The organism is Pantoea sp. BL1, from assembly GCF_000963985.1.
GTDB classification, from domain to species: domain Bacteria; phylum Pseudomonadota; class Gammaproteobacteria; order Enterobacterales; family Enterobacteriaceae; genus Pantoea; species Pantoea rwandensis_B.
The window spans coordinates 26,958-47,599 of sequence record NZ_JZRH01000026.1; the positions used below are offsets into that span (position 1 = coordinate 26,958).

Sequence of the window (20,642 nt, forward strand, 5' to 3'; positions counted from 1 at the left end):
TCGGGCTGTAACGTCGCACAGCCTGGCTGCAGCAGGTGAATAGCCAGCCCGCACGCGGGCTGGATAAGCTGAGGGCCTATGAATCCTGATGTGCGCTCAGCACGTTGCTGAGAATCTCCAGCGCCTGGCTGAATTGCGCATCCGGAATAGTGAGCGGATAGAGGAAGCGAATCACGTTGCCTTGTGGACCACAGGTCAACAACAGTAAACCGCGCGCCATGGCGTGTTGCTGGATGGCCTGAGCGGTCTGCGCCTCGGCAAATTCCACCGCGACCATTGAACCCAATGCACGAATATCGGTGATCGCGGAGCAGTGACGACGTACCTCATTGAGGAATTCGACCAGTTTTGCACCCAGCTTCACTGAGCGGTCACACAGTTGTTCCTCGGCAATAATATCCAGCACCGCATGCGCGGCGGCAATGGCCAGCGGGTTTCCGGCGTAAGTGCCACCCAGACCACCAGGACCTGGCGCATCCATGATCTCTGCGCGACCACTCACCGCAGACAGCGGCATGCCGCCCGCCAGGCTTTTCGCCATGGTGATCAGGTCAGGTTTGACGGCGTAATGGTCCATGGCAAACAGCTTGCCCGTACGACCAAAGCCGGTTTGCACTTCGTCGGCAATCAGCAGAATGCCGTGTTGATCAGCCAGCTGGCGCAGGCGAACCAGGAATTCAGCAGGGGCAATGTGGAAGCCGCCTTCACCTTGCACCGGTTCCAGCACAATGGCCGCCACGTCTTGCGGCGCAATGTCCTGAGTGAAAATGTCCTGCAGGCTTGCCATCGCATCATCAACGCTAATGCCGGTCACGCTGTTGGGATAGCGAGCGTGCCACACGGAGGCGGGCATTGGGCCAAAGTCGCGCTTATAGGGAGCCACTTTGCCGGTCATCGCCATCGTCATAAAGGTACGGCCATGGAACGCGTTACCGAAAGTGATAATGCCGTGACGGCGTGTGGCGGCGCGCGCAACTTTAACGGCATTCTCTACCGCTTCAGCACCGGTTGAGAAAAAGGCGGTTTTGGCTTTACCGGCGATGGGCACCACGCTGTTGATGCGCTCTGCCAGGCCGACATAGCTCTCGTAAGGCGTCACCTGAAACGCGGTATGGGTGAATTTTTCTAACTGTTGCGCGATGGCTTTCACAATGCGCGGATGACGGTGGCCGGTGTTGAGCACCGCAATACCCCCGGCGAAATCAATCCAGCTATTGCCTTCGACGTCACGCAACGTGGCATTCTCTGCCTGATCGACATACCACTGGCAAAGATTACTGGTGCCACGTGGGAGTGCGTCATCTTTGCGTTGTTGCAGCTGGCTGTTTTTACCTTCCATAACCTTTCCTTAGCGATAAGCGTCTTTACAAATCACGACAAACACGCTTATTTATCCCTGCACTCAGGTTTGTTGCCAGAGCCACTTTTAGAGAAAAGGATGGAGCCAATTGCGGAGTTTGTACGCCGATCATGTATTAGAACGTTTGCAGTTTATGCCGGAAGGGACGTTGCAGCAGCGTCTGTTGGCGTGTATGCAGGCGGCGATTGCTGAGGGGATTTTTCCACGCGCCACGCGATTACCGGCCACGCGCGATCTGGCGCGTGAGTTATCGGTATCACGTAATACCGTACTTAACGTTTATGAAAATTTGATGTCACAGGGCTATGTTACCGCGCGCACCGGCAGCGGAACCTGGATCGCCGAAACGCTGCCTGAAGGCTGTTTAAACAGCCCGCGTGGCGATGACCTGACGCTGACGCTCAGCGCGAAAACGGCGGCGATTTCTAAACGCGGTGCATCGCTGTTGGGCCATGCCAACGCCTCGCCTTATCAATGGGGCGCGTTTGTGCCAGGCGCGCCGGATGTCACGCAGTTCCCGCACAAACTCTTTAGTCAGATTCAGGCGCGATTAAATCGCGAGCCCGATATCGATCGGCTGATTTACAGCAGCAATGGCGGCTGCCCGCAATTGCGACAGGCGCTGGCGGACTATCTCAGCGTGGCCCGTTCGGTGCGTGCGGATGCGGATCAAATCATCATTACCGAAGGCATCCATCAGGCGGTTGATCTGGTCACGCGCGTGCTCTGCGATCCGGGTGATAGCGCGTGGATTGAAGAGCCCGGCTACTGGGGAACGCGCAATCTGTTACGCATCAATGGGCTGAAGATTCAGGCCATGCCGGTCGATGATCAGGGCATTATTCCTGACTTACCGCCCCGCAGTCGGGCGCCAAAAGTGATATTTGTGACACCGTCACACCAATATCCATTGGGCGTTCATCTCAGCCTTGAAAGACGTAAGCAGTTGCTGGATTTGGCCAGCAAACATAAAACCTGGTTGGTAGAGGATGACTATGACAGTGAGTTTCGCTTCGCGGGGCAGCCTTTTCCCTCGCTGCAAGGTTTTGAGCCCGATGCGCCGGTGATTTACATGGGCACGTTCAGCAAAACGCTCTATCCGGCACTGCGACTGGGTTATCTGGTGGTGCCGAAAGCGCTGGCTCAACCCCTGCGCGTTGCGGCGGCGGAACTCTATCGTGGCGGGCATCTACTGGTGCAGCGAGCGCTGGCGGAGTTTATTCAGAAAGGGCATTACATGGCGCACATTCGTCGTATGCGCAAACTCTACAGTCAGCGTCGTCGCTTCTTAGCCGGTCTGATTGAGCGCTATCTTGGCGCTGATTTTATGCCTCGCGTCAATCATGAGGCGGGTTTGCATCTGGTGATTAACCTGCCTGCGGGATGTGATGATGTGGCGATCACCGCTCTGGCGCTGCGACGCGGCGTGAAGGTCAGGCCTTTATCGCAATATTATATGCATCAACAGGAGCGGCGCGGCTTGCTGCTGGGCTATGCCTGCGTGGATGAGCGTCAGTGTCAGGATGCATTTGGCGTGCTGAAGGCTTGTTTGGTGGAGAGCGGAGTTATCGCGCGTTCGTAGGCCGGTCCGCTGGTAAAAACGGTGATGGGCGGCCCGCAGGCCGCACCCTTGCAGGACTAAGCGATGCTGTTTAAACGCTGCACGACATAGTGACTCAACACAAGATCGCCACTGGCGAGATTCTGCTGGAGATGTTCTGGTGATGATGTGCCGGGAATCAACAGAATGTTCGGCGAACGTTGAAGTAACCAGGCCAGTGCGACCTGCAATGTAGTGGCATTCAACTCCTCGGCTACTGCGGTAAGCTGCCCGGATTGCAGCGGGGAGAAACCACCCAATGGGAAGAACGGCACATAAGGAATGCCTTGTGCAGCCAGTTGATCGACCAAGGCTTCATCCTGTCGATTCGCCAGGTTGTAAAGGTTCTGCACGCAGGCGATGGGCGTCATTTTCTGCGCATCGAACACTTGTTTGGCCGTCACGTTGCTCAGACCGATATGCTTAACCAGGCCGCGCTCTTTAAGCTTGATCATCGCTTCGACCTGCGGTTCCAGTGAGCCTTCAGCCGGAGCATGCACGTCGAGCATCGAGCGCAGGTTCACGACTTCCATTACCTCAAGACCCAGATTACGCAGGTTATCTTCCACCGCCTGCGTTAACTCATCGGGCGAGAAAGCGGGCAACCAGCCTCCTTTCGCATCGCGGCGGGCTCCGACTTTGGTGACGATCACCAGGTCATCGGAATAAGGATGCAGGGCTCTCTTTATCAGTTGGTTGGTAATGTGCGGGCCGTAAAAGTCGCTGGTATCGATATGATTTACGCCTGCAGCGACAGCATCACGTAGCACCTGTAATGCCCGGTTCTCATCGGCTGGCGGTCCGAATACGCCTTTGCCCGCCAGCTGCATGGCGCCATAACCGAGGCGTTTAACCTGACGATCACCCAAAGTATAGGTATTTGCGTTGTGAGACATGGAAAACCTCCTTCGTCAATGTGTGTACAGATTGTAATCGACACATGGCTGTGCAACTATCCGGTTAAATCAGGACACAGTGTACGGAATAGCGAACAATGGCATTGGATATTGCACTGCTGCATGCAGTGGTGGCGGTGGCAAAAGCGGGTGGGTTCCGTGAGGCGGCCCGCATGACGGGAAGCAATCCTTCACGTTTAAGCGATGCAGTAAGGCGAGCGGAGGAGCAGTTGGGTGTACGGCTGTTCAATCGCACCACGCGTACCGTCGCGCTCACTGAAGCAGGCAGGGCGTTAATGACGCGCCTAATGCCAGCCATGAATGAAGTGGATGCGGCACTCGATTCGCTTAATCATTTTCGCAGTACACCAGGCGGCACGTTGCGGCTCAATGTGCCGGTTAGCGCAGCCCGACTGGTTTTGCCCTCCATCGTGCCCGGTTTTCTGGCGCGTTACCCCGATATTCAGTTGGAAGTGGTAGCGGAAAGCAATGTGCAGGATATCTTCCGTGATGGTTGTGATGCGGGGATTCGTTACGATGATCATCTGGAGCAGGATATGGTGGCACTGCCGATTGGCCCACGCGTGCAACGCTTTGCCGCTGCGGCGTCATCCGCCTACCTGACTCAATTTGGTACCCCTCAACACCCACGTGAACTGCTGCATCATCGTTGTTTATATGGCCGTTATGCCACTGGCGTGATTGCTGATTGGGAGTTTGAAAAGTGCGAAGAGGTGGTGCGTTTACAGCCGAGAGGGCCATTGATATGCAGCATCGGCGCGGCTATGGATCTCACCGTCGCGGCCGCGATATCCGGCGCAGGCGTGGTGTATTTGTTTGAAGATTGGATCAAACCCGAGCTGGATAATGGCAGCCTGCAACCAATACTGAGCGATTGGTGGCAGAGTTTTTCCGGACTGTGGCTTTACTATAACGATCGTCGTTTGATCCCCGCACCGTTACAAGCCTTCCTCGACTATGTGCGCGAACTCAATGCGCAGCCGCAGGCGGGTTAACCAGCAGTCCGGACATCAATACGCGAAACGCATCAACCGCGCGCGGAAGCGCAGCCACTGGCTCGCTGGAGGCAGCAATCCACAACGCGGCATTCAAGGCGGCACCGTTCACCAGATGAGCCGCCGCTTCAGTATCCATTGGCTTCACTGTGCCTTCTGCAATCAGCGCAGAGAGCATGTCTGCCGTGGTGCGCAGACAGGCAGTTTGATTGGGCCACTGTGAAGGATCGCCGAGCACAGCGGGACCATCAAGCAGCATGATGCGTTGCACCTCTGGCTCCAGGGACATCTCAATGTAGGTAATCGCTTCCGCCAGAAAGGCATGCCACTTTAATTCAAACTGCTGCCCAGCGGCACGCATCTGCACCAAAATCTCTGCGTCGATCTGGTCGATAACGGCTTGTAATAGGCCTTTTTTATCGCCGAAATTGTGATAAAGCGCCCCCCGCGTCAGCCCTGCTTCAGCGGTCAGATCATCCATTGATGCGGCGTTATATCCTTTCTCTGCGAAGGCCCTTCGAGCAGCCCCAATCAATTTTGCCCGCGTTTCTTCTACCTGTTCTGTTCGTCGTTTGGCTGCCATAGCAACTCCAAAAATTTGCATTGACATACGCTGCGTATGTTATCCATATTAATACATACGCGGCGTATGTTAAAGCGATAACCGGCTTAGCTACCCGGTTTCACCCTTTTTTCCATCAGGAGAGCGATTATGAACAAACGTGATGCCATTTTTCCAGCGGGACGTCAGGCGCTGTATGAAATTAACCAATATTCTGCCGCAATACGTTCCGGGGACCTGTTATTTGTCTCGGGCCAGGTAGGAAGTCGGGATGACGGTTCTGCGGAACCTGATTTTGCACGTCAGGTCAATCTGGCGTTTGAAAACCTGCAAGCCGTGCTGAAAGCGGCGGGATGCACTATGGATGATGTGGTGGATGTCACCAGTTTCCATACCGATCCTGAAAACCAATTTGCCATCGTGAATGAGGTGCGTTTACGGCATTTCGGTGAGCCGCCGTACCCAAACTGGACGGCAGTGGGGGTAAACTGGTTGGCGGGGTTCGATTTTGAAATCAAGGTGATCGCGCGAATTCCTCAGTAGTTCAGCGTGCCGCACAGGGAGGTGTGTCTGTTGAATCAGCGCGCCCGGCGAACAATCTGCAATACTGCCAGGGCAATGATTGCAGAAATAGCAGCCTTGATCAGAAGTAGGGTGAAATCGTATTTATCCATCGCTGTTTCACCATCACCGGATACGCTGACTAAATGGCTAATGAGTCCATCGGGGATCAACACGATGCCGGCAATGAGGATGATAAAGAAAATCAGTATTTTCATTTGATTTCACACTTTGAGTAATCAGGAACACCGCGCACATCAATTCGCCCATAGGCAAGCAACCCATTGCCACCGGGAACCTTGACTTTAGGCCGACTGAGTAGCGTACGCCTCAGGCTGTGGAATTCATTGGCACGATAAAGTGTAATGCAGCCCCATGAAACCCCTGAGCCGTCAGTATTCAGCGGGTGCAAACGAAAACTGCCACGACGATTGCCGTTTACAAAAACATAATCGTTCATGGTTTGACTGTTATAGAGAGCAAACCATTCCGCATGATGATTGCGATATAAATGTGCCATATCTATTGCCTCAGCACGTAGGCGGTTTAAAAAACTCCCCTCTGGCCGATCAACTATCCAATATGTGCCAGGCGGAATAGCCGCTTTTTCTTTATCTGAGCAGTCGGGATTATTTATGTAACGTTCAATTCCCGATAATACGTCAAAAGTACCAATGCCATAGCATTCGAGTGGCAACGTTTTACCATCTCGCGACAGCTTCTTGTAATCCATGGTGCAAACCTGCATCAGCAACACTCCTGTCATCAATGTCCGGTGAATGGCAGCGCAGAATGAAGGCGTTTATACCAGTCAGGAATGGAGAGAGTTTACACAAGGATATATGGCTATTAAGTGACAAGAAGGGAATTATTCGACCGATCAATATGTTATCAGAATCATCCTGGAAATGGGGTGCTGGATATTTGTAGTTAAAGATGGCAGGCAATAAAAAAGCCGATGACTATTGTCAGTCATCGGCTTTATCGAACACAGCGAAATTACGCGTTCAGCAACTGATTCGCGGTTTTCTCAACCAGCGCCAGCAAGACTTTGATGTCTTCCAGCGTCACGGTCGGGTTCAGCAACGTCAGTTTCAGGCAGGTAATGCCCTGATTTTCAGTCACGCCAACGTTAGCACGGCCTGAATCGAGCAGAGCATCGCCGATACGCTGGTTGAACAGAGCAATCTGCGCGATATCGGTCAGCTGCTCTGGACGATAGCGGAACAGCACGCTTGCCAGTTGTGGTTGCATCACCAGCTCAAGGCGCGGTTCTGAAGCAACAAACTTCGCCACTTCCTGTGCCAGCGTCACACCGTGATCGATGATCGCGGCATACTGTTTCTGACCCAGCGCTTCCAGACCCATCCACAGTTTCAATGCATCGAAACGACGCGTGGTTTGCAGAGATTTTGATACCAGGTTAGGAACACCGGCTTCTTCATCGAACTCAGAGTTCAGGTAAGCCGCCTGATAACGCATCAGCTCGTAGTGACGCTCGTCTTTCAACAGGAATGCGCCACAGCTGATGGTCTGGAAATACTGTTTGTGGAAGTCGAGAGTCACCGAATCCACTAACTCCAGGCCGTCCAGGTAGTCACGATATTTTTCAGACAGCAGCAGTGCACCACCCCAGGCTGCATCGACATGCATCCAAATGTTGTGCTCAGCTGCGATGCCCGCGATTTCGCGCAGTGGATCAATCGCACCCGCATCGGTAGTACCAGCCGTCGCGACAATCGCCAGAATCTGCTCGCCATTGGCTTCGGCCTGCGCCAGTTTCGCTTTCAGGTCGTTAACGTCCATGCGTGCGAACTGATCAGACTTCACCTGCACCACAGAATTGTAGCCGTGGCCAAGCAGCGCCATGTTTTTCTGTACCGAGAAGTGCGCGTTCTCAGAACACAACACTTTGATCTTACGTAGATCGCCAGTGATGCCGTCTAGCTGCACTGAATGACCTTGACGCTGATAGAACGCATCGCGCGCCAGCATCAAACCCATCAGGTTGCTTTGTGTGCCACCACTGGTGAACACGCCAGCATCGCCTGCTGGGTAACCCACCTGTGCACGCAACCATTCGATCAGTTTGACCTCAATGATGGTGGCAGAAGGGCTCTGATCCCAAGAGTCCATGCTCTGGTTGGTGGCGTTAATCAACACTTCTGCAGCCTGGCTAACCACCAGGCTAGGGCAGTGCAGGTGCGCCACACACTGTGGGTGGTGCACTGACAGGCTGTCTTTTAGGAAATACTCAATCGCGCGTTCAATCGCGGCCTGGTTACCCAGGCCGTTTGGATTGAAGTCGAGCGTGATACGCTCGCGCAGTTCGGCAACGCTTTTGCCTTGATACATCTCAGGCTGTTGCAGCCACTGCACAACCGCGGCGCTGCTCTGGGCAATCGCCTGCTGGTACGCCTCAATGCTCTGTGCAGAGGCGGCCAGAATCGGGTTTACTTCAGACATTTACTCTTCCAATCAAACAGGTTTGACGCCAGCGCCAATCAGCGCCTGCTCAAATTTATCCAGGAAAATCGCCAGCTCTTCGTTGGTGATCAGCAGTGACGGCAACAGACGCAGTACTGCACCGTGACGACCGCCACGCTCCAGAATCAGACCTGCTTCGAAGCACTTCTTCTGCAGCAGTGCAGAGAGTTCACCATCAGCCGGCAGGCTACCCATATGGTCAGCCGCTTCGTTTGGTTTAACGATCTCGATACCGATCATCATGCCCAGACCGCGGATGTGGCCGATAACCGGGAAGCGCTTCTGCATCTCAGCCAGCTGTGCTTTCAGCCATTCACCTTGTTCAGCCACTTTACCAGCGATGTTCTGCTCGGTCAGGACTTTCAGGGTCGCCAGACCGGTTGCCATCGCCAGCTGGTTGCCGCGGAAGGTACCGGTGTGGTGACCTGGAGACCAGGCGTCGAACTGCTTTTTGATACCCAGAACAGCCAGTGGCAGACCACCACCTACTGCTTTAGACATCACGATGATATCTGGCTCAATGCCTGCGTGTTCGAAGGCAAAGAATTTGCCGGTACGGGCAAAACCAGCCTGAACTTCATCAAGAATCAGCAGAATGCCGTGTTCCTGAGTCACTTTACGGATGCGCTGCAGCCACTCTACCGGAGCAGGGTTCACACCGCCTTCACCCTGAACGGCTTCCAGGATAACAGCTGCAGGCTTGCGCACGCCGCTTTCCACGTCGTTGATCAGGTTTTCGAAGTAGTAAGTCAGGGCTTTCACGCCCGCTTCACCGCCGAGACCCAGTGGGCAACGGTACAGATGCGGGTAAGGCATGAACTGCACTTCTGGCATCATGCCGTTAACGGCTTCTTTCGGTGACAGGTTGCCGGTCACCGCCAGTGCGCCATGAGTCATACCATGGTAACCACCAGAGAAGCTGATCACACCGCTACGGCCCGTGACTTTCTTCGCCAGCTTCAGTGCCGCTTCAACCGCATCCGCACCGGAAGGACCGGTGAACTGCAGGCAATATTCTTTACCCTGGCCAGGCAGCAGCGAGAGCAGAGATTCTGAGAATTGATCTTTCAGAGGTGTCGTCAGATCAAGAGTATGTAACGGCAAGCCGCTGGTAATGACATTTTGGATGCTCTGCAGAACATCAGGATGGTTATGACCAAGTGCCAGCGTCCCTGCGCCAGCCAGGCAGTCAAGATATTGTTTATTCTCGACATCTGTGATCCACACGCCGTTGGCTTTGGCAATCGCTAAAGGCAACTTGCGCGGGTAGCTCCTGACGTTTGATTCAAACTCAGCCTGACGGGCCAAGAATGCGTCGTTGTTTCCATTGAATGCGTTGGCACCAAAATTATCAATACGGACTTTATCCGTCATCATATCTCTCCTTCAACCGGGGCTCGTGATGGCTGGCCGATTGACTAGTTGAACAAAAAAGTATCAGTGGTTTAAAAAACGCGGCCAATATAGAGCCTTTTGACGTACATCACAATGATTTATTTTGTTTAGATTTGTTTATTCTTTTCATATAGGAATCAGGGCGTTGGCCACTAATTGGCCGGCTATTTTAGCGCCAGCAGATGAAGTGGTTATTAAATAATCGTGTTAATAAAAAGACTTATGCCCGCCAGAGCAATCCAGGGACCAAAAGCAAGGGGTTGATTAAGGTCACGTTGCCAGCCCATTTTGGCGATAAACAGCGCACAAATTGCCCCGCTACAAGCCAGTAACAGCACAAAGGGTAAAAGTGCCCAACCCAACCACGCGCCTAATGCTGCTACTAACTTTGCGTCTCCCAAACCCAATGCCAGTCTCCCGCTAAAATATTGATATATATAGCGGATTAGCCAGAGCGCGCTGTAACCCATCACCGCACCAAAGACGGCATCACGGAGTGAGCCTGGTAGCCATTCGACTGCCTTTAATAATAGCCCAAGCCAAAGCAATGGCAGGGTGATGACATCTGGCAACAAATAATGCTCGTAATCGATGATCGCGACGGTCAGCAGCAGCCAAAACAGCACAAGTAGGGCGAGCAGTGATTTATCAACCGGGAGGAGCGCGACAAATAATAGGCTGATTGTTGCACAAGCAGTTTCTGTTAACGGATAGCGCAGGCTGATAGCACAACGGCAAAAATGACACCGACCGCGTAGTAACAGCCAACTCACGACCGGGATATTGTCTCGCCAGCGCAAACACTTTTTGCAAACCGGACAGTGTGAAGCCGGTTGCCGAAAATCCACGCCATTGCCTGGCTGTAAAATCTGCAGTGGCACGCGATGAATAACGACATTAATAAAGCTACCGATGCTTAAGGCTATCACCGTAGCCAGCAACCACAGTATCCACTCCATGTTGACCTCTTGTTCCTTCCCGGTTTTATCGAAAAGAAACCTACGCCTGAAGCGCGAAGTAGGCGAGTATCTGCGGGGAATTACGGTGTTTTTCATCACGTTTCACGATCGGTGTTCAAGCAATGAGGAGCATATGCCGATCGCGACTTACCCGGTAACGCTTCACCATTGGAAGGATGAGTACCTAAAACTCTTCAGCGGGTAAACAGGCGGTGCAGAGTGGTGGGAGTAAGACGGAGTCTGTAGTGATGTTGGATGCCTATAGCGAAAGGCGCACTGCTCATAGTGCTAACAGCAGCCAATGCATCATGACTGCTGTTTGAACATCTGGATAGCTTCCTGCACGTTGCTGGTAGCCAGGGACATCACACGGTCATTATTGAGGAACACGTCATAGTGACCGGCATTGTAGCGGAAGACGTAAAGATCTCCGCGAAAGCGTAACCCTTTGGTTTTCACACCAATATGATGGCGACGCAGGGCAGCCTGCGCCAGCCTGTCAGCTCCGGTGTTCATCTTCATCCCCTCCATTCGTTTCAACGCCAATATCCCGACATAGAGTATGGTTTGAAGCTTAGCTTAACCTTAAGAACAGTGCTGCGACTTTGCTAACAGACTGTTTCATGGTCATTTTCTATTCATCTCTATACTTCAACTTTTGCCGTTCAAAAAAGCAGCAAACGAAATGTTTCACGCATCTGGTCATCTTGATGAAACTTTGGTGACGCCTTAATAGCAAAACGCAACGGTAGGGCTGACATCTTCTACCAATCCTCAACATTTAAGAAAAAAAGCCAGCTTGTGCGTTACCCATTTAATGTTCAGTTAAGTTTTCATCCGTATTTTGTTCTACGAGCAATAAGACAGGTGTGCTTAAGTTTTTTGCTGTAGGTTAAAAAATTAACATTTAGTGCTGTCAAATTTTTTCTGTGTAATCTAAGTTTAAACAGCAAGTTACTGAATATTGTTATGGATCTGAATCACTGCACACTGCAATTGGTCCTGTTGCAGGCAATTTTAGGTGTAAAACGTTAAGGTAAACTTATGACTTTTCTTCCATTCTCGCGCCCCGCTTTGGGCGAGGAAGAGTTAGCGGCAGTAAAAGAGGTTTTTGAATCAGGTTGGATTACCACCGGCCCGAAAAATGCGGCGTTGGAACAAGCCTTTTGCCAGTTAACCGGCAATCAACATGCGATTGCTGTCAGTTCCGCCACGGCAGGCATGCACGTCACCCTCCTCGCGTTAAACATCCAGCCTGGTGATGAGGTGATCACACCTTCACTGACGTGGGTATCCACCATCAACATCATTACGCTGCTGGGTGCAACGCCAGTGATGATTGATGTTGACCGCGATACGCTGATGGTCACACCTGAGCAAATTGAAGCGGCCATCACGCCAAAGACGCGTGCCATCATTCCGGTGCACTATGCCGGTGCGCCTGCGGACATTGACGCCATTCGAGCCATTGGTGAACGCCATGGCATCGCAGTGATCGAAGATGCGGCGCACTCTGCAGGTTGTTATTACAAAGGTCAGCATGTCGGTAATAAGGGCACGGCTATTTTTTCTTTCCATGCCATTAAAAACATGACCTGCGCGGAAGGTGGTTTGATTGTTACCGATGACGCTGTGTTGGCCGATCGGATGCGCAGCCTGAAATTCCACGGCTTGGGTGTTGATGCTTATGACCGTCACACGCATGGCCGTAAACCGCAGGCTGAAGTGATTATGCCTGGGTTCAAATACAACTTGCCGGACATTAGCGCTGCCATTGCGCTGGTTCAGTTGAACAAACTGCCCGCCATCAATGCTCGCCGTGCTGAGATTGCCCAACGCTATTTAAAAGAACTGGCTGATACGCCATTCCTGCCATTGTCCCAACCCACCTGGGCGCATCAACACGCCTGGCATTTGTTCATCATTCGCGTTGATGAAGCGCAGTGTGGACTCAGCCGCGATGCCTTGATGGAAACGCTGAAAGCTCAAGACATAGGCACCGGTTTGCATTTCCGCGCGGCACATACCCACAAATATTATCGCGAACGCTACCCACAGCTTTCCTTGCCAAACACGGAATGGAATAGCGACCGCATTTGTTCAATACCGCTGTTCCCAGATATGAGCGATGACAACGTTAGCCGCGTGATCGGTGCATTACGTCATATCGCTGGAGTTTGATTGACATGCTCGAAGAAAAAATCATTCGTAAAGTCTCCGTGGTGATCCCGGTTTACAACGAAGAGGAAAGCCTGCCAGAGTTGGTGCGTCGCACCGATGCAGCATGTGCTGTGCTGAATCTCGACTATGAGATTTTGCTGGTGGATGACGGCAGTAGCGACCGCTCAGTTGAGATGATCGCCGATGCCGCTGACATGCCCGGAAGCCATGTGGTCGGCGTATTGCTGAACCGCAACTATGGACAGCACTCGGCAATCATGGCGGGTTTTAGCCATGTATCAGGCGACCTGATTATCACACTGGATGCGGATTTGCAGAATCCACCCGAAGAGATTCCCAATCTGGTGCAAGCCGCTCAGCAGGGTTATGACGTGGTCGGTACCGTGCGTCAAAATCGTCAGGACAGTTGGTTCCGCCGCCGTGCTTCACGCACCATTAACCAGCTGATTCAACGCGTCACCGGGAAAGCGATGGGTGACTATGGCTGTATGTTGCGTGCTTATCGCCGTCACATTGTTGATGCCATGCTCAACTGTCATGAGCGCAGCACCTTTATTCCTATCCTGGCCAACACCTTTGCGCGCCGCACGATTGAACTGCCTGTGGCCCACGCCGAGCGCGAATTTGGTGATTCGAAATACAGCTTTATGAAGCTGATCAATCTGATGTACGACCTGGTGACTTGCCTGACCACGACGCCACTGCGCCTGCTGAGTATTGTCGGCAGTCTGATTGCGTTGGCCGGTTTTGCCTTCTCACTGGTGCTGATTGTATTGCGCCTGTTCCTCGGTGCCGACTGGGCCGGAGACGGGGTGTTCATGCTGTTTGCGGTGCTGTTTATTTTTGTCGGCGCGCAGTTTATCGGTATGGGCCTGCTCGGCGAATACATCGGCCGAATTTACAACGACGTACGCGCTCGTCCGCGCTACTTCATTCAACGTGTTATTAACTCGCAGAAAGATGTCTCCTCTGTACAGGAAATTGAGCAATGAAAACTATCGTCTTCGCCTATCACGATATGGGCTGTGCAGGTATTACTGCGCTGTTAAATGCGGGTTTCGAAATCAGCGCGATCTTCACCCATGCTGATTCTGCTAATGAGAACCACTTCTTTGGTTCTGTCGCCCGTTTGGCGGCTGAGCAGGGTATCACGGTGTATGCGCCGGAAGATGCCAACCATCCGCTGTGGGTCGACCGCATTAAATCCATGGCACCGGATTACATTTTCTCCTTCTACTATCGTAATCTGCTCAATGACAGCATCCTCAGCAGCGCGCGTCTGGGCGCCTTCAACCTGCACGGTTCACTGTTGCCTAAATATCGCGGACGCGCGCCACTCAACTGGGCGTTAGTGAATGGCGAGACTGAAACCGGAGTGACCCTGCATCGCATGGTGAAACGCGCAGATGCGGGCGATATCGTGGCACAGCAGCGTGTCGTCATTGAGGAGCAAGACAACGCGTTAACTCTGCATCGCAAACTGACGACCAGTGCATCGCAATTGCTGGAACAGGCACTGCCGGCCATGAAGCGTGGCGAGATTGTGGCGATTCCTCAGGATCACACTCAGGCGACCGTGGTCGGCCGCCGTACGCCAGAAGACGGCCGCATTCTGTGGGAGCAGTCTGCACAATCAATCAACAACCTGGTCCGTGCGGTCACCGATCCATGGCCGGGCGCATTTGCTTTCGCAGGAACCGTGAAATTTGTCGTGTGGAAAGGGCGCGTACATGCTGATGCGCCAAAAGCTAAGCCAGGCACAGTGATTTCCGTTGAGCCTTTCCTGATTGCTTGCGGGGAAGGTGCACTGGAAGTGGTGACCGGACAAAGTGAAAATGGCGTCTATATGAACGGCAGCCAGTTGGCGCAGAGTCTGGGGATGGTGCCGGGCGCGCTGTTGTACTCTCAGCCTGTGGCGGCAGTAAAACGTCGCACACGCGTGCTGATTCTGGGGGTGAACGGGTTCATCGGTAACCACTTAACCGAACGTTTACTGCAAGATGATAACTTCGAAGTTTACGGCCTGGATATTGGCTCTGATGCTATCAGCCGTTTCCTCGAACAGCCGCGCTTCCACTTTGTTGAAGGTGATATCAGCATTCACTCAGAGTGGATCGAATATCACATCAAAAAATGTGATGTGGTATTGCCACTGGTGGCGATTGCTACTCCGATTGAATACACCCGTAACCCGCTGCGCGTGTTTGAGCTCGATTTTGAAGAGAACCTCAAGATCATCCGTGATTGCGTAAAATACAAAAAACGCATCATTTTCCCTTCCACGTCAGAAGTGTACGGTATGTGCACCGATAAACACTTCGATGAAGATCACTCCAACCTGGTGGTGGGACCGATCAACAAACAGCGCTGGATCTATTCGGTCTCCAAACAGCTGCTGGATCGTGTGATTTGGGCTTATGGCGAAAAAGAAGGGCTGCGTTTCACGCTGTTCCGTCCATTCAACTGGATGGGCCCGCGTCTTGATAACCTCAACGCCGCGCGTATCGGCAGTTCCCGTGCGATCACGCAATTGATCCTTAATCTGGTGGAAGGTTCACCGATCAAGTTAATCGACGGTGGTGCACAGAAGCGCTGCTTCACTGACATTCGTGATGGTATTGAAGCTTTGTTCCGCATTATCGAGAACAAGAACAACAACTGTGACGGTCAGATCGTCAACATCGGTAACCCGGAAAACGAAGCGAGCATCAAAGAGTTGGCGGAACGCCTGCTGGCAAGCTTTGAACGTCATCCGCTGCGCAACCAATTCCCGCCGTTCGCCGGTTTCCGCGAAGTAGAGAGCAGCAGCTACTACGGTAAAGGTTATCAGGACGTCGAGCATCGTAAGCCGTCAATCAAAAATGCGCGTCGTTTGCTGGACTGGACGCCGACCATTGAGATGGATACCACGATCGATAACACGCTGGATTTCTTCCTGCGCACCGTTGAGCTGCAGGATAAGCCATGAAGAAAATTGGTTTGCGCGTAGATGTTGATACCTGGCGTGGAACCAAACTTGGCGTTCCGGCGCTGCTAGAGCAGTTTAGCCTGCATCAATTGCAGGCCAGTTTCTTCTTTAGCGTTGGGCCGGATAACATGGGGCGCCACTTGTGGCGCCTGATGAAACCGCGCTTCTTATGGAAAATGCTGCGCTCGCGCGCAGCTTCACTGTACGGCTGGGATATTTTATTGGCTGGCACCGCCTGGCCAGGACGTGAGATTGGCCGCGGTCTGGAGGAGATCATCAGCGCCACAGCCGATCATCATGAAGTCGGTCTGCACGCCTGGGATCACTTTGCCTGGCAAACCTGGGCAGGCGTGTGGTCAGAAGAGAAGTTGCTGGAACAGATTTCGCGTGGGAAAGCCGCACTGGAAGCGATTATCGGTGACACTGTCACTTGTTCTGCTGTGGCCGGATGGCGAGCGGATGGGCGCGTTGTTGCCGCTAAGCAGACCTTCGGTTTCAGCTACAACAGTGATTGTCGTGGTACTGGACCCTTCTTGCCTCGTCTGCGTGATGGCGGCTTAGGCACGGTGCAAATCCCCGTAACATTGCCAACCTGGGATGAAGTCGTAGGACAGTCGGTTAGCGCCGCTGACTATAACGATTTCATTCTTGAGCAGATGCTCGCAGCCGAAGGGTCGCCGGTGTATACCATTCATGCTGAAGTCGAAGGCATTATTGGTTCTCGGGCATTTGGCGAGTTATTAACCCGCGCGGAGCAACAAGGCATTCATTTCTGTCCTCTGAGCGAGCTGTTACCTGACGATCTCAGCACACTCCCGCAGGGCAATCTGGTACGTGGGCATATACCCGGACGCGAAGGCTGGCTGGGCTGCCAGAGCTAAACGTTAACAGGAAACTTTATAGGAACCACGGATGCGTACAGGCACCAAAACGGCGCTGCTCCTGGCGCTTTTCGCGCTTTATTATCTTATCCCGATCGAATTCCGCGCCTTATGGCAGCCGGATGAAACCCGCTACGCTGAAATCAGCCGTGAAATGCTGGTTAATGGCAATTGGGTGGTACCGCACTTCTTTGATTTGCGTTATTTCGAAAAGCCCATCGCGGGTTATTGGGTCAACAATATCGGCCAGCTCTTGTTTGGTCATACCAACTTCGGTGTACGCGCCGGTTCGATTTTTTGCACCACACTCAGTGCAGTATTGATTTACTGGCTGGGGCATCAGATGTTTGCCAGCCGGAAAATCGCACTGACCGGCAGCATCATTTTTCTCACTTCGCTTCTGGTGTATGGCATTGGCACTTACGCGGTGCTGGATCCTATTCTGCTGTTGTGGATGGTTGCCGCGATGTGCAGCTATTGGCTAGTGGCGCAAGCTTCTACGACGCAACAGCGTCTGTGCGGCTATGTGCTGCTGGGCGCAGCCTGCGCGATGGGCTTTATGACCAAAGGCTTCCTCGCGCTGGCGGTGCCGGTATTGGCGATAGTGCCCTGGGCGATTTGGCAAAAACGCTTCGGTGAGTTATTGCGCTGGGGACCTTTGACGATCATCGTTGCCGCACTGCTCAGTGCGCCGTGGGCGCTGGCCATTTATCGTCAGGAAGGGGATTTCTGGCATTACTTCTTCTGGGTTGAGCATATTCAGCGCTTTGCAGAGAAAGATGCACAGCACAAAGCACCCTTCTGGTATTACCTGCCGGTGTTGCTGGCGGGATGCCTGCCGTGGCTGGCGCTGCTGCCGGGCTCTCTGATGGGCGCATGGCGCCAACGCAGTCAACATGCGGGAGCCGTTTACCTGTTAAGTTGGGTGATCTTGCCACTGTTGTTCTTTAGCATCGCTAAAGGGAAACTGCCGACCTACATTCTGCCGTGCTTTGCACCTTTAGCACTGTTGATGGCGCATTACGCGCACAGTGGTTCTGCACAGTTAGTGAAGGTGTTTAAAGTTAATGGCTGGATCAACCTGCTGTTTGGCGCCATAACCACCTTCGTCCTGTTGGTGGTGATTGCACCATGGGGATTGGCGCACAAGCCCGTTTATACCCATGATGAAATACTGCCGTTAATCTGTGGCGTACTGGCCTTTGTCGGCTGGGGCATTATGGGGTGGTTCAGTCTCAAGCCGGGTGCCTGCCGTTGGCAACTGGCGGCGCTTTGTCCCTTAACGCTGGCGCTACTGATCGGCTTCGCGATACCTGAGAAGGTTCGTGATTCCAAACAGCCGCAGAGTTTTGTACTGGCTGTGCATCATCAACTGGCAGATAGCCGTTATCTGCTGGCTGACAATCCTGGCATTGCAGCAGCGGTGGCATGGGAAACCGAGCGCAGTGATATCACTTTCTATGATGCCAAAGGCGAACTGCAATACGGTCTTAGCTATCCCGATGCGCAAACGCGCTATGTTGATGGCGCAGCTTTTGCTGACTGGCTGCGCGAACATCGTCGCCATGGCAAAGTGTCCGTGGTGATGATGCTCAACTCGGGCGAGAACGGGCCTGACCCTGCAATGCCAACGCCGGATGACATTTACCGTCAAGGTCGACTGGTCTATTACGGTTATAACGCGACACCATGAACCTGTTGCTTATTCTTCTGGTCAGTTTGTTGAGCTGCGCCGCCCAGCTTTGTCAAAAGCAGGCGGCGTATCTGGGGATGCGCCACGGCAAGAAGCAGCTCATGCTATGGATTGCGCTGAGCCTCTTTTTGCTCGGCGTGGCGATGTTGCTATGGCTGCTGGTATTGCGAGTGGTGCCGGTCAGCGTGGCCTATCCAATGCTGAGTCTCAACTTCGTGTTGGTGGCCATCGCAGCTAAGGTGATCTGGCGTGAGACATACACCTTGCAACAATGGTTCGGTACGCTGGCGATTGTTGCCGGAGTCGCGCTGATGGGGAGCCACTTATGAAAGGGGTGATCCTCGCGCTGTGCAGCGTGCTGCTGGTGTCGCTGGCGCAATTGGTGCTGCGCGCCGCGATGCTAAATTTTCCGCCATTGACTGCGATCCTTAGCCCGCAATTCTGGCAGCATCTGCAGCCGCTGATCCTGCTCGGTCTGGGACTTGGTGCGTACGCATTATCGATGCTGTGCTGGATGCTGGCGCTGCGCCATATGCAGCTTAACCGCCTCTATCCGTTGCTGAGTCTGAGTTATGTGCTGGTGTGGCTGGCAGCCATTTCGTTGCCAGTGTTCGGTGAAGCTTTCCGCTGGAGCAGTTTTGCCGGTGTTGTATTGATTGTGTTCGGATTGCTGTGCGTTTCGCTGCCGCGTAAACCTTAGCGACAGAAGGTTAGATGTGACAGGCGATCGCCACGGAACCGAAGCTGAAACCAAATCTAATCAATGGGTTGCATGGTGTGACGCTGTCACTTTATCAGCCGTAAATGCTTTTCACTGAGGTCACTGAGCGAGGGTGCACCCAGCATCCCCAGATCGCGACTGACTTCATTGGTGATGAGGTCAATAGCCCACTCAACCCCCGATGAGCCGCCTACCGCACTTGCATAGTTAAAAGGCCTGCCAACAAAGCAGGCCTTTGCCCCCAGCGCCAATGCTTTGATGACATCGGTGCCACGCCGGATACCGCTGTCCATCATCACCGTCATATTTCCTGCAGCGGTGACAATCTCGGGCAGGACACAAATCGGCGGGATCACCGTATCCAACTGACGACCGCCGTGATTCGAGACCACAATGCCGTCGATGCCAATGGATTTACAGCGCAAAGCATCATTGCGACTCAGAATTCCTTTAATCACCATCGCGCCCGTCCAGCGCTGACGAATATGTTCGATATGCTGCCAGGTGAGATGGCTGCGCCCACTGAAGTCACGCACGGCATTTTTGGAAAACAGAGGGGCGCCACGCACTGCGTTGTTGTTCTCGAAATAGGGCATGCCCGAGGTCATTAAGGTTTTCAACAGCGTGCCGTAAAGCCAGCGGGGATGGGTGACGCCTTGCCACGCCAATGCCAGACTGGGGCGGAATGGCGTGGAAAAACCGGCGCGCACGTTGTTTTCCCGGTTGGCTTTGACCGGCGTATCCACCGTCACGACCAGCACGGATATGCGCGCACGCTTGACGCGATCCACCAACGCATCAATCTCTTCCAGCGTCTTAGGCAAATAGGCCTGGAACCACATCGCCGGATTAGCCGCGGCCACGTCTTCCAACCGAATCAACGAGGAACCGCTCATAATAAAGGGCACGTTCTTGCTCGCCGCCGCACGCGCTAAAGCAATATCCCCCTGAAAACCGGTGATGGCGGAGATGCCCATCGGCGCAATACCCACTGGCGCCGCATAGCGATGACCAAACAGATCTACCTCAGTATTACGTTGCGACACATCGACCATGTTTTCCGGTATCAGGCCGTAATGAGCATAGGATTGCTGAGTGTGATGGAGCGCGATGTTGTCCTCAACACCACCGGACACATAAGCGAACAGCGGATGGGGCAGACGCTTTTGGGCATATTTCTCGAAATCATTTAACGAGAGGCAACGTTGTTGCAGTTTGCGCATGGGCTAGCGATTCAGCTGTGAGGATAAAAAAGAGAAAAGTCATGCTATTGCAAGAAGGGGATCTGGCAAATGCTTTAAATGGCATTGCATATCTGAATAAAGCATATGGGCGCACCTTCTGAAGTGAACCCCTTAACCT

General features: G+C 53.2%; 20 protein-coding genes. 10 read left to right on the forward strand and 10 right to left on the reverse strand.

Annotation, left to right across the window (positions count from 1 at the left end; all coding sequences use genetic code 11):
• Positions 1–76: 76 nt before the first annotated feature.
• On the reverse strand, positions 77–1,339 hold the full coding sequence (gene gabT / locus VH86_RS13540) for a 4-aminobutyrate--2-oxoglutarate transaminase (RefSeq protein WP_045833171.1): 1,263 nt from the start codon (positions 1,337–1,339) through the stop codon (positions 77–79).
• A gap of 109 nt (positions 1,340–1,448) precedes the next feature.
• Here gabT and VH86_RS13545 point away from each other — a divergent pair, with 109 nt between their 5' ends.
• The gene (locus tag VH86_RS13545; RefSeq protein ID WP_045833172.1) at positions 1,449–2,942 is read left to right on the forward strand and encodes a PLP-dependent aminotransferase family protein; all 1,494 of its coding nucleotides are present in this window, start codon (positions 1,449–1,451) and stop codon (positions 2,940–2,942) included.
• 56 nt (positions 2,943–2,998) lie between these two features.
• Here VH86_RS13545 and VH86_RS13550 read toward each other — a convergent pair whose 3' ends face one another.
• The gene (locus tag VH86_RS13550; RefSeq protein ID WP_045833173.1) at positions 2,999–3,856 is read right to left on the reverse strand and encodes an aldo/keto reductase family oxidoreductase; all 858 of its coding nucleotides are present in this window, start codon (positions 3,854–3,856) and stop codon (positions 2,999–3,001) included.
• Between the two features lie 98 nt (positions 3,857–3,954).
• On the opposite strand from VH86_RS13550, the gene VH86_RS13555 reads away from it, so the two are divergent.
• Positions 3,955–4,872, forward strand: coding sequence for a LysR family transcriptional regulator (locus VH86_RS13555; RefSeq protein WP_045833174.1), 918 nt, complete (start codon positions 3,955–3,957; stop codon positions 4,870–4,872).
• On the opposite strand, the gene VH86_RS13560 is transcribed toward VH86_RS13555, so the two are convergent.
• On the reverse strand, positions 4,847–5,455 hold the full coding sequence (locus VH86_RS13560) for a TetR/AcrR family transcriptional regulator (protein WP_045833175.1): 609 nt from the start codon (positions 5,453–5,455) through the stop codon (positions 4,847–4,849). The two genes, VH86_RS13555 and VH86_RS13560, sit on opposite strands and share 26 nt — an antisense overlap.
• Before the next feature lie 129 nt (positions 5,456–5,584).
• Here VH86_RS13560 and VH86_RS13565 point away from each other — a divergent pair, with 129 nt between their 5' ends.
• Positions 5,585–5,977 carry a RidA family protein gene (locus VH86_RS13565; protein ID WP_045815354.1) on the forward strand — a complete coding sequence of 131 codons (393 nt, stop codon included), beginning with the start codon at positions 5,585–5,587 and terminating at the stop codon, positions 5,975–5,977.
• A gap of 35 nt (positions 5,978–6,012) precedes the next feature.
• Here the strand turns inward: VH86_RS13565 and VH86_RS13570 are convergent, their stop codons facing one another.
• The 6 genes from VH86_RS13570 to VH86_RS13595 all read right to left on the reverse strand — a co-directional run bounded on the left by VH86_RS13570 (position 6,013) and on the right by VH86_RS13595 (position 11,352).
• Positions 6,013–6,213: a hypothetical protein gene (locus tag VH86_RS13570; protein ID WP_045833176.1), complete on the reverse strand. Its 201-nt coding sequence runs from the start codon at positions 6,211–6,213 to the stop codon at positions 6,013–6,015.
• A complete protein-coding gene (locus VH86_RS13575; RefSeq protein ID WP_231647214.1) occupies positions 6,210–6,728 on the reverse strand; it encodes a DUF2778 domain-containing protein in 519 nt (172 codons plus the stop codon). The genes VH86_RS13570 and VH86_RS13575 overlap by 4 nt, the downstream gene beginning before the upstream one ends.
• A 266-nt stretch (positions 6,729–6,994) precedes the next feature.
• The gene (locus VH86_RS13580; protein WP_045815350.1) at positions 6,995–8,461 is read right to left on the reverse strand and encodes an aspartate aminotransferase family protein; all 1,467 of its coding nucleotides are present in this window, start codon (positions 8,459–8,461) and stop codon (positions 6,995–6,997) included.
• A 12-nt stretch (positions 8,462–8,473) separates the two neighbouring features.
• Positions 8,474–9,856 (reverse strand): diaminobutyrate--2-oxoglutarate transaminase, encoded by a 1,383-nt coding sequence (locus tag VH86_RS13585; protein WP_034829839.1) that lies wholly within the window; start codon positions 9,854–9,856, stop codon positions 8,474–8,476.
• A 215-nt stretch (positions 9,857–10,071) separates the two neighbouring features.
• Entirely contained in the window at positions 10,072–10,836 is a 765-nt protein-coding gene (locus tag VH86_RS13590) for an A24 family peptidase (RefSeq protein WP_045833178.1), read from the reverse strand.
• Between the two features lie 306 nt (positions 10,837–11,142).
• Positions 11,143–11,352 (reverse strand): hypothetical protein, encoded by a 210-nt coding sequence (locus tag VH86_RS13595; RefSeq protein ID WP_034829841.1) that lies wholly within the window; start codon positions 11,350–11,352, stop codon positions 11,143–11,145.
• Between the two features lie 528 nt (positions 11,353–11,880).
• On the opposite strand from VH86_RS13595, the gene arnB reads away from it, so the two are divergent.
• From arnB to arnF, 7 genes are read left to right on the forward strand one after another with little or no spacing between them, the layout of a single operon-like run.
• Positions 11,881–13,017, forward strand: coding sequence for a UDP-4-amino-4-deoxy-L-arabinose aminotransferase (gene arnB / locus VH86_RS13600; RefSeq protein WP_045833179.1), 1,137 nt, complete (start codon positions 11,881–11,883; stop codon positions 13,015–13,017).
• Between the two features lie 5 nt (positions 13,018–13,022).
• Positions 13,023–14,009, forward strand: a complete 987-nt coding sequence (gene arnC / locus VH86_RS13605) for an undecaprenyl-phosphate 4-deoxy-4-formamido-L-arabinose transferase (protein WP_045833180.1) — start codon at positions 13,023–13,025, stop codon at positions 14,007–14,009.
• Entirely contained in the window at positions 14,006–15,985 is a 1,980-nt protein-coding gene (gene arnA, locus VH86_RS13610; protein ID WP_045833181.1) for a bifunctional UDP-4-amino-4-deoxy-L-arabinose formyltransferase/UDP-glucuronic acid oxidase ArnA, read from the forward strand. Before arnC ends, arnA begins: the two co-directional genes overlap by 4 nt.
• On the forward strand, positions 15,982–16,866 hold the full coding sequence (gene arnD, locus VH86_RS13615; RefSeq protein WP_045833182.1) for a 4-deoxy-4-formamido-L-arabinose-phosphoundecaprenol deformylase: 885 nt from the start codon (positions 15,982–15,984) through the stop codon (positions 16,864–16,866). Before arnA ends, arnD begins: the two co-directional genes overlap by 4 nt.
• Positions 16,867–16,897: 31 nt before the next feature.
• Positions 16,898–18,559 carry a lipid IV(A) 4-amino-4-deoxy-L-arabinosyltransferase gene (arnT, locus tag VH86_RS13620; protein WP_045833183.1) on the forward strand — a complete coding sequence of 554 codons (1,662 nt, stop codon included), beginning with the start codon at positions 16,898–16,900 and terminating at the stop codon, positions 18,557–18,559.
• Positions 18,556–18,888, forward strand: a complete 333-nt coding sequence (gene arnE / locus VH86_RS13625) for a 4-amino-4-deoxy-L-arabinose-phosphoundecaprenol flippase subunit ArnE (protein ID WP_045815343.1) — start codon at positions 18,556–18,558, stop codon at positions 18,886–18,888. The genes arnT and arnE overlap by 4 nt, the downstream gene beginning before the upstream one ends.
• Entirely contained in the window at positions 18,885–19,259 is a 375-nt protein-coding gene (gene arnF / locus VH86_RS13630; protein ID WP_045833184.1) for a 4-amino-4-deoxy-L-arabinose-phosphoundecaprenol flippase subunit ArnF, read from the forward strand. Before arnE ends, arnF begins: the two co-directional genes overlap by 4 nt.
• A gap of 86 nt (positions 19,260–19,345) precedes the next feature.
• Here arnF and VH86_RS13635 read toward each other — a convergent pair whose 3' ends face one another.
• Positions 19,346–20,503: an alpha-hydroxy acid oxidase gene (locus VH86_RS13635; protein WP_045833185.1), complete on the reverse strand. Its 1,158-nt coding sequence runs from the start codon at positions 20,501–20,503 to the stop codon at positions 19,346–19,348.
• Positions 20,504–20,642: the final 139 nt, after the last annotated feature.